This is a genomic window from Streptomyces monashensis (assembly GCF_001866665.1).
Classification (GTDB): Bacteria; Actinomycetota; Actinomycetes; order Streptomycetales; family Streptomycetaceae; genus Streptomyces; species Streptomyces monashensis.
On record NZ_MLYO01000201.1, the window covers coordinates 1 to 216 of the forward strand.

Sequence of the window (216 nt, forward strand, 5' to 3'; positions counted from 1 at the left end):
GGGCTGTCCTCGACGGTGAGGCCGGACTGGGTGAGCTGGTCGCGGATGGCGTCGGCGGTCGCCCAGTCCTTGCGGGCACGGGCGGCCTCGCGCTGGTCCAGGACCAGGCGGACGAGGCTGTCGACCACGCCGTGCAGGTCCTCGCTGCGGTCGGACTCGCCCGCCCACCGCTCGTCCAGCGGGTCGAGACCGAGGACGCCGAGCATGGCCCGCACC

The 216-nt window shown here is 75.0% G+C and carries 1 protein-coding gene; it reads right to left on the reverse strand.

The genetic code is table 11. From position 1 onward, the window contains the following. Positions 1–216, reverse strand: a 216-nt coding sequence (locus tag BIV23_RS45285) for a CysS/YqeB C-terminal domain-containing protein (protein ID WP_425443590.1), incomplete at both ends; no start/stop codon positions are given.